This is a genomic window from Aquamicrobium defluvii (assembly GCF_004363725.1).
GTDB lineage: Bacteria > Pseudomonadota > Alphaproteobacteria > Rhizobiales > Rhizobiaceae > Mesorhizobium > Mesorhizobium defluvii.
The window spans coordinates 24,485-31,485 of the sequence record NZ_SNZF01000035.1; the positions used below are offsets into that span (position 1 = coordinate 24,485).

The following is a 7,001-nucleotide window of genomic DNA, read 5'->3' on the forward strand; positions in this document are numbered from 1 at the left end:
CCACCGGAATGAGAAAGCCGTCATCGAAGATCAGGGAAGAAATCGCGCGCCTTCAGGATCAGCTCAAAACCGCCGAGACGCGCGAGGCCGAGCGCATCGGCCGGCTGGCGTTGAGGGCTGGGCTGGGTGATATCGAGATCGAGGACAACGAGCTCATCACCGTGCTCGAGGAGGTCGCCGCCAGGTTTCGCAAAGGGGGGCCTCGCGCGGGCAAGCCCACCTCCGCGCCGGTCGCGCCTGGCGCGGCTGCGGGGTCGGGTGGGGAGGCTTGAGCGCATGCGACAGGCGAGCCAGTCCGAAGATCGGAAGAAGGACACGCGGGAGAAAATCCAGCTCGGCGGTCTCATCGCCAAGGCGGGGTTGCGATACGAGAAGCGCGCTCTGCTGCTCGGCCTCTTGATCGACGGCGCGAGCCGGATCAAGGCCGATGGCAACGAGCGCGCCCGGCTGCTCGCCATCGGGGAAAGGGCCTTTACCCATGACCCCGACTAGGATCGCTCTGCTGGTCGCGCCCGGCGTGATCATGGTGATGGTAGTCATCCTGCTCACCGGCATCGAGCAGTGGACTGCGGGCTTCGGCACGACACCAGACTCCCGGCTCGCCCTGGGCCGGGTGGGCATCGCTTTGCCCTACGTCGCGGCGGCAGGGAGCGGCATCGTATTCCTCTTCGCCGCGAAGGGAGCGGCCGCCATCCGCTTGGCGGGGGCGGGCGTGCTGCTCGCGACGACCATCGTCGTTTCTATCGCCGCGGTCCGAGAAGTCGTCAGGCTGGCCTCCTTCGCCGGCGATGTACCGCAAGGGACAGCGATCACAAACTACGTCGACCCGGCAACGGCCATCGGCGCGATGCTGGCCATGGTCGCCGGCGTGTTCGCGCTGCGGGTCGCCCTTCGTGGAAATGCGGCCTTCTCCACCGCCGCGCCGCGCCGCATTCGCGGGAAGCGCGCGATCCATGGAGAAGCGGAATGGATGAGCGTCAACGAAGCAAAGCGTCTTTTCCCCGATGCCGGAGGTATCGTCCTCGGGGAAGCCTACCGCGTCGATAAGGATGTCGTTGCTGATCGCGGATTCCGCGCCGACGATCCTGAGACATGGAGCGCAGGCGGCCGGTCGCCCCTCCTGTGCTTTGATGCGTCCTTCGGTTCGACACATGGCCTCGTCTTTGCGGGGTCGGGCGGGTTCAAGACGACATCGGTGACGGTGCCGACCGCACTCAAATGGGGTGGTGGCCTCGTTGCGCTCGACCCGTCCAACGAGGTTGCCCCAATGGTGATCGCGCATCGGCGCAAGGCCGGCCGGGACGTCTTCGTCCTCGATCCGAAGGATCCGACGACCGGGTTCAATGTGCTGGACTGGATCGGCCGGTTCGGCGCTACCCGCGAAGAGGATGTGGTTGCGGTCGCCAGTTGGGTGGTGACCGACACCGGGCGGTCGACGTCGATCCGCGACGACTTCTTCCGGGCTTCGGCACTGCAGCTCATCACCGCGCTGATCGCCGATGTCTGTCTGTCCGGGCATACGGAAAAAGAAAACCAGCATCTGCGGCAGATGCGAGCGAACCTTTCGGAGCCAGAGCCGAAATTGCGCGAGCGGCTGCAAAAGATTTACGACAACTCCGAATCCGAGTTCGTCAAGGAGAACGTCGCCCCCTTCATCGCCATGACGCCCGAAACATTCTCCGGCGTCTATGCCAATGCGGTGAAGGAAACCCATTGGCTGAGCTATCCGAACTATGCCGCGCTCGTGTCGGGATCGAGCTTTTCTACCGATGCCATCGCCGGGGGCAAGACCGACATCTTCGTCAATCTCGATCTCAAGACGCTGGAGACGCATCCAGGCTTGGCGCGCACAATCATCGGCGCCCTGCTGAACGCGATCTACAACCGGAATGGAGAAATGAACGGGCGGGCGCTGTTCCTTCTCGATGAGGTGGCACGGCTCGGCTATCTGCGGATTCTGGAAACCGCCCGCGATGCCGGGCGCAAATATGGCATCAGCCTGGTGCTGCTGTTCCAGTCGATCGGCCAGATGCGCGAAACCTATGGCGGGCGCGACGCGACCAGCAAATGGTTTGAAAGCGCGTCCTGGGTATCGTTCGCGGCGATCAACGATCCGGAAACGGCCGACTACATCTCCCGCCGCTGTGGCAACACGACCGTCGAGGTCGATCAGCTCAGCCGGTCATCGCAGATGTCGGGATCGTCCCGGACGCGATCAAAGCAACTGGCATCGCGCCCACTGGTCCTCCCCGAGGAGGTCCTTCGCATGCGCGGTGACGAGCAGATCATCTTCACGGCCGGGAATGCACCGCTGCGGTGCGGACGCGCAATCTGGTTCCGGCGCACCGACATGAAATCGGTCGTCGGCGATAACAGATTCCACCGGAAGGAGGGACAGACATGAGGCGCGGCGCGCTAGCACCATCCCTTGACGTCCTGGCACAGCCGGGTTGCGCCATATGCTGACCAGCGAAGGATTCGGATGCCCCGAACCGCGGTTCCGCATCCGAAAGAAAGAAATGCGACAGACGGCCGAAGCAGCCTGCCGCGTTCGTGCATCAGTGTGTACGCTCTTCAGTGAGGACGGTTGGGACCACCCCGATCAGCTTGACGGAAAGGCCGCTTACGCGACTTCCAAAGACGGTCGGGCCGTTGAGCATCTCGAACTCCGGCGACAGAACCGGATACCGGATCATCAGCATCGCCGCGAACTCTTCGATCGGATAGCTTGGCGATACCGTCTCTCCAGACGCATCGGTGCCGATGATCAGCAGGTTTCCCGCGAGCGGGCTACCGTAACCTTTCAGCTCGGTGAAACCGGGCAGCTCGTCGGTGAGGCCATTGTCATCAACGACGATGCAATGGTTTCGGTCGATGCGAACCATGTCGATAAGTTCGCAACCGATATGGCGACGGATTTCGGCAAGAATGTTGCCAGGATCGATCGTGACGATCCGGATTGTCCGACGCTCGACTTCCACGAGATAGGCAGTGATGAAATTTGTCATTCTGGTCTCCTTTCATTGCGATGACGGAGACCGACCCGGGCAAGTCGGGCATCGGGTCAAGGACCGCTCCTGCGGCCGCGAAGCGGCGAGTAGGGGAGCCGGTTTTGTTGCCGGACGCTTCAGCGGCCGACAGCAAAATCGGGGGGACCGCTCGTCCTTGAGGCGATGGGCGCGGCCCGTATTGTTGGCCGGCAGAGTGAGTGCAACCACGGCCGCGCCAGGGGCCGTGTCCGTTTCCGGCGACCAGCCGGCTCAACCCCCTCGGGCAACATCGACCGCCGCTGTACCGTGTCACCGGCGCCACGCCCCGCTGCGCTGCGAGAGGATCGTCACCCGCATGGGCTGAAACCGCGTCAGCGGGTTCGGTGAGCGCAGCGAATAGAGCCGTACCCCGGAGGGGTTTCGCCCAAACACCCTTCTTCCGGAAGCAGGAATCTTCACGAAGCCTGGAAGCAGATCGTAACCCACCGTCCTCTACAATTTCGCCGCAGTCAGAAAGAGGCATCGAACCGTTTGAGCAGAAACTTCCGCATCAAGGGCGGCGGGAAGAAACCAAGCCCGTATTCCGACTGGAAGAGATCAACCAGACCTGCCAGGAACTATCGGAGCAGCGGCACGAACGGGCGCGGCTTCAATTTGAAATGGGCCTGGGCGATTATCGTCCTCATTGCTGCAGGGATATATGCCGCGCACCTTCATCAGGAAGGTGCCCAGCCCACACCTGGCGCCGCCATCGCCCAGAGCGACATGCTGCGCGCGACGTTTTCCTTCTGTGGCGAGGGCCGCCGTGTCACATGCATCGTCGATGGCGACACATTCTGGCTCTCAGGAGAAAGGATCCGGATCGCCGATATCGACACACCGGAGATCAACCCGCCGCGCTGCGAGGAAGAACGCATCAAAGGTGAGGCTGCCAAGCGCCGGCTGCGCGAGCTTCTGAACGCCGGGCCGTTCTCGCTTGTGGCGGGAATGCGCGCCGAAGATCAATATGGTCGCAAGCTGCGCACCGTGATGCGCGACGGGCGCTCGATTGGTGAGATGCTGGTGAGTGAGGGTTTGGCGCGTCGGTGGGATGGCGCGCGGCGGAGTTGGTGCGGTTGACCCATCACCGCAATGAATCGGTCGAGCCGGTTCGATTCAGGAAAGTTGTTTGACGCCGATTCCGCCGGAGGCGAGACTCCTTCTATGGAAAAAGAAGACGCGGGCCCGGTTCATCTCCGACGCATCGACCCGACGCAGAACATGCGTCGGTTTTATACGCTCGCGATCCAGCCGACCCTGTTCGGCGGCGCGTCGGTCATCCGCAACTGGGGGCGCATCGGAACCAACGGCCAGTCGATGATGGAGACCTTCGACAGTGAGGACGACGCCGCGGCCGCCTTACTGTGTCTCGAACGCGCCAAGCGGCGGCGGGGCTATAGCGCGGCCGGTGCCCGGAACAGCCGACTTGGATCATAGCCATGGGCTGAGCGTCCATTCCGCGCAGCAGCGGCAGAAACAAGAACGCGGCCGATCCGTGCCATCGGTTCGTCGGGCTTGCACGACAGGCCGTTGGCGCCCTTGGGCGCAAGGCCGCCCTAGAAGGGCGGCGCGCTGTCGACGGCACTTTCCAGCTCGGTCCAGATCGCCTCGCGCTCGGCAAGCGCCGTCGTAAGCGCATCCTCGATCCAGCGGCGCTCGTCCCGATAAACGGCATTCCGCAGCTCGGCGCGCAATTCCTCGATGTGCTGATCAATCGACATTTGTCATCTCCGTCATTGTTTGTGAAAGACGGCGACCACGGTCATGACGGAGCGGAGGGATCAGGGATCGCGGCACGCGACCGGCGGGGCCGGCGAGTGGGGGAGCCGAATTTCTGACCCGGGCCGGAGGCCGGGGCTGAAATTTGGGGGAACCACTCGTCCTTGAGGCCTTCGAGCCGTCATGGCATCCTCGGACGTACTGAGCAGGCTGTTCCGCCACGGTTCGACTTGACGCCAGAAACCACCTCGCCTCGAGCTCGAGGTTGGCGTTTGACCTATGGCATCCGCGCGCGATCTCCGCCCCAAGCGCACAAATGGCCCCGCTTGGTGGCGGGGCCGATTGTGTCGGGAACCTCAGTCCCGGTTCGGCCGGGACCAGATCAGCTGGAGGTCTTCCTCGCCCTCCACCTCGATCAGGGTGGCGTAGATGGGAGCCGGGAAGCTCGGATCATCCAGCTTGACCGAGAGGTAGTCGCGCTCGCTTTCCCTGGCAGTCTTCTGCCACGCTGCCCCAAGCTCCACGTTGCCCGAAGCGAAGATCCGGAAGTGCGGGCCCTTGTCGGAGGGGTTCTCGACCCGCGCGATGCGCGCCTTGACGTTGAGGTTGAGGGTCTTGATCGTGCCGGTGAAGCCGTTGGCGGTGCTGGCGAAGGTGCCGATGGTAGCCATGATGATGTTCCTTTTCGTTTCATCCGGGCCGCGCCCTTCGCGGCCTCGATGGCAGTCGAAAGACCGGAGACGATCGGACCGCACCTCGAAGAGGCCGCAATGGAATGGAGGGCGGCCGGAAGCGGCTTTCTTGGACCGCGAGGAATGGCGGCGCAGCCGGCAGGGGAAGAAAGTCGCAGGAGGCCGTTGCGGGAGAACGATCGAGGCGAAGCCGGTTTCAGGTCAGACATGCCAAATCGAGCCGCAGAAAGAGCCGGCCAGGTTCCAGGGCGAAAGGATGGGAATGAGTCATCCGTCGGGACCCGGCATTGGAAACATCGCGATTCTCACCGCAATCGACCTGGCCGTTGTCGGCGCTACCATATGGCTCGCCGGACCTCCGCCGATAGGCCCGCGCCCGGATAGGCCATCTGCTGGCTACCGGAGGTTGGAACGATCAGATGTGGTGGAGCCAGGAAGCTGTCCGACCTGCGAGGCAGGCAGATACGAACTGCTGTGCGCGGCGAGCTCGCAACCAGATAAATCTCGACGGAAGAGCCTATGTCAGCCGAGTCCCCGAGCACGTGGACTGGAAAAGCCGACATCAAGGACCGGCTGGCGCGTAGCTTCTTCGTGCTGCCGGGTCACGAGCGCTTCACCAGCGGCATTGCGCGCCTGGAACCGCCAGAGGAGAAACGGAAACCCATCTCACCGGTTGCGGCTAATTCCGCGCAATGATTGGCGTCGTGCGATGAACTCGCGCACGAGCGGCAGGAAAAACGCCTTACTGAAGCGCCCCATCGGCGGTTCGGGCTCCAGATAATATGACTGTCCGATGATATCGGTGTTGTACTCGTCGAGGATCAACCAGAGACGAAGGTCCGCATCGAGGCCGGCCCGCCGCTTTTCGGTTGCCGGGATCTCGGCCGCGAAGCGGGCCGGTTCCGGCTGTTTCGTCGTGATCGGAAACAGGAGGAGGAGGTCGCCATCTGGCCGGCTTAGCCTGATCCCGACTGCAACGGGCCTGTTCTTGCGACCTTCGGTTTCGCCGTGACTGGCTTCGCGAACCCACAGATAGGGGTAGCGGACAACGCTGGCGGTCTGGATTTCCTCGAAACTCAAGACCGGCCGCCTTCATTGTCGTCGGCGTAGGCCTCGATGGCTTCCGACATTTCATCCAGAAGCGCGTCGGGCATGGTTTCGAGCGTGCCCACCATTCTGGTATCGGCCTGGCGGCGCATGCGTTCGTAATCCTCTATATTAAGGATCACCAGGCGCGGCTTGTTGCGCTGTGTGATCGTCACCGGGCGGCGCAGCGCCTCGGCGATGATGTCGCCCGACTTTCGGGAAAAGTCGCTGGTGGTGAATGTGCTGTTTGATCCGGACATCGGCAACTCCAGCTTGCTGTGATCGTCGTTATATACAGCATTGTTGCTTTTGCTGCAATGACTGTGCCTTTCGGGGAAATGGCCCCGCCTGATGGCGGGGCCGATTGGGCCGGGAACCTCAGTCCCGGTTCGGCCGGGACCAGATCAGCTGGAGGTCTTCCTCGCCCTCCACCTCGATCAGGGTGGCGTAGATGGGAGCCGGGAAGCTCGGATCG

At 62.9% G+C, this 7,001-nt stretch carries 11 protein-coding genes; 5 read left to right on the forward strand and 6 right to left on the reverse strand.

All coding sequences use genetic code 11. The features are described 5' to 3' along the window. Positions 1–8 precede the first annotated feature (8 nt). Genes traC through traG form a run of 3 tightly spaced genes read left to right on the forward strand, consistent with a single transcriptional unit; the run spans position 9 to position 2,404 of the window. Positions 9–272 carry a conjugal transfer protein TraC gene (traC, locus tag DES43_RS19310; RefSeq protein ID WP_133676036.1) on the forward strand — a complete coding sequence of 88 codons (264 nt, stop codon included), beginning with the start codon at positions 9–11 and terminating at the stop codon, positions 270–272. Positions 273–276: 4 nt separating this feature from the next. Then, positions 277–492 (forward strand): conjugal transfer protein TraD, encoded by a 216-nt coding sequence (gene traD / locus DES43_RS19315; RefSeq protein WP_133676038.1) that lies wholly within the window; start codon positions 277–279, stop codon positions 490–492. Then, positions 479–2,404 (forward strand): Ti-type conjugative transfer system protein TraG, encoded by a 1,926-nt coding sequence (gene traG, locus DES43_RS19320; RefSeq protein ID WP_133676041.1) that lies wholly within the window; start codon positions 479–481, stop codon positions 2,402–2,404. The genes traD and traG overlap by 14 nt, the downstream gene beginning before the upstream one ends. 154 nt (positions 2,405–2,558) lie before the next feature. On the opposite strand, the gene DES43_RS19325 is transcribed toward traG, so the two are convergent. Continuing rightward, positions 2,559–3,008: a DUF3846 domain-containing protein gene (locus tag DES43_RS19325; protein ID WP_133676043.1), complete on the reverse strand. Its 450-nt coding sequence runs from the start codon at positions 3,006–3,008 to the stop codon at positions 2,559–2,561. Between the two features lie 636 nt (positions 3,009–3,644). On the opposite strand from DES43_RS19325, the gene DES43_RS19330 reads away from it, so the two are divergent. Continuing rightward, positions 3,645–4,109, forward strand: coding sequence for a thermonuclease family protein (locus DES43_RS19330; protein ID WP_425359073.1), 465 nt, complete (start codon positions 3,645–3,647; stop codon positions 4,107–4,109). A gap of 84 nt (positions 4,110–4,193) precedes the next feature. Next, entirely contained in the window at positions 4,194–4,466 is a 273-nt protein-coding gene (locus tag DES43_RS19335; protein WP_133676045.1) for a WGR domain-containing protein, read from the forward strand. Positions 4,467–4,585: 119 nt separating this feature from the next. On the opposite strand, the gene DES43_RS22500 is transcribed toward DES43_RS19335, so the two are convergent. From DES43_RS22500 to DES43_RS19360, 5 genes are all read right to left on the reverse strand, one after another. Then, a complete protein-coding gene (locus DES43_RS22500; protein WP_166647789.1) occupies positions 4,586–4,750 on the reverse strand; it encodes a hypothetical protein in 165 nt (54 codons plus the stop codon). Between the two features lie 354 nt (positions 4,751–5,104). Beyond that, positions 5,105–5,419, reverse strand: coding sequence for a DUF736 domain-containing protein (locus tag DES43_RS19340; RefSeq protein WP_133676047.1), 315 nt, complete (start codon positions 5,417–5,419; stop codon positions 5,105–5,107). Positions 5,420–6,106: 687 nt separating this feature from the next. After that, positions 6,107–6,520, reverse strand: coding sequence for a hypothetical protein (locus DES43_RS19350; RefSeq protein ID WP_133676049.1), 414 nt, complete (start codon positions 6,518–6,520; stop codon positions 6,107–6,109). Beyond that, positions 6,517–6,786 carry a type II toxin-antitoxin system prevent-host-death family antitoxin gene (locus DES43_RS19355; protein ID WP_133676051.1) on the reverse strand — a complete coding sequence of 90 codons (270 nt, stop codon included), beginning with the start codon at positions 6,784–6,786 and terminating at the stop codon, positions 6,517–6,519. Before DES43_RS19355 ends, DES43_RS19350 begins: the two co-directional genes overlap by 4 nt. A 118-nt stretch (positions 6,787–6,904) precedes the next feature. Then, positions 6,905–7,001, reverse strand: a 97-nt coding sequence (locus DES43_RS19360) for a DUF736 family protein (protein WP_133676067.1), incomplete at its 5' end; no start/stop codon positions are given.

What these genes read in the sequence shown, in the direction of transcription:
- traC (WP_133676036.1), top strand. Translation starts at nt 9, where the DNA reads ATGAGAAAGCCGTCATCGAAGATCAGGGAAGAAATCGCGCGCCTTCAG.
- traD (WP_133676038.1), top strand. Translation starts at nt 277, where the DNA reads ATGCGACAGGCGAGCCAGTCCGAAGATCGGAAGAAGGACACGCGGGAG.
- traG (WP_133676041.1), top strand. Translation starts at nt 479, where the DNA reads ATGACCCCGACTAGGATCGCTCTGCTGGTCGCGCCCGGCGTGATCATG.
- DES43_RS19325 (WP_133676043.1), bottom strand. Translation starts at nt 3,008, where the DNA reads ATGACAAATTTCATCACTGCCTATCTCGTGGAAGTCGAGCGTCGGACA.
- DES43_RS19335 (WP_133676045.1), top strand. Translation starts at nt 4,194, where the DNA reads ATGGAAAAAGAAGACGCGGGCCCGGTTCATCTCCGACGCATCGACCCG.
- DES43_RS22500 (WP_166647789.1), bottom strand. Translation starts at nt 4,750, where the DNA reads ATGTCGATTGATCAGCACATCGAGGAATTGCGCGCCGAGCTGCGGAAT.
- DES43_RS19340 (WP_133676047.1), bottom strand. Translation starts at nt 5,419, where the DNA reads ATGGCTACCATCGGCACCTTCGCCAGCACCGCCAACGGCTTCACCGGC.
- DES43_RS19355 (WP_133676051.1), bottom strand. Translation starts at nt 6,786, where the DNA reads ATGTCCGGATCAAACAGCACATTCACCACCAGCGACTTTTCCCGAAAG.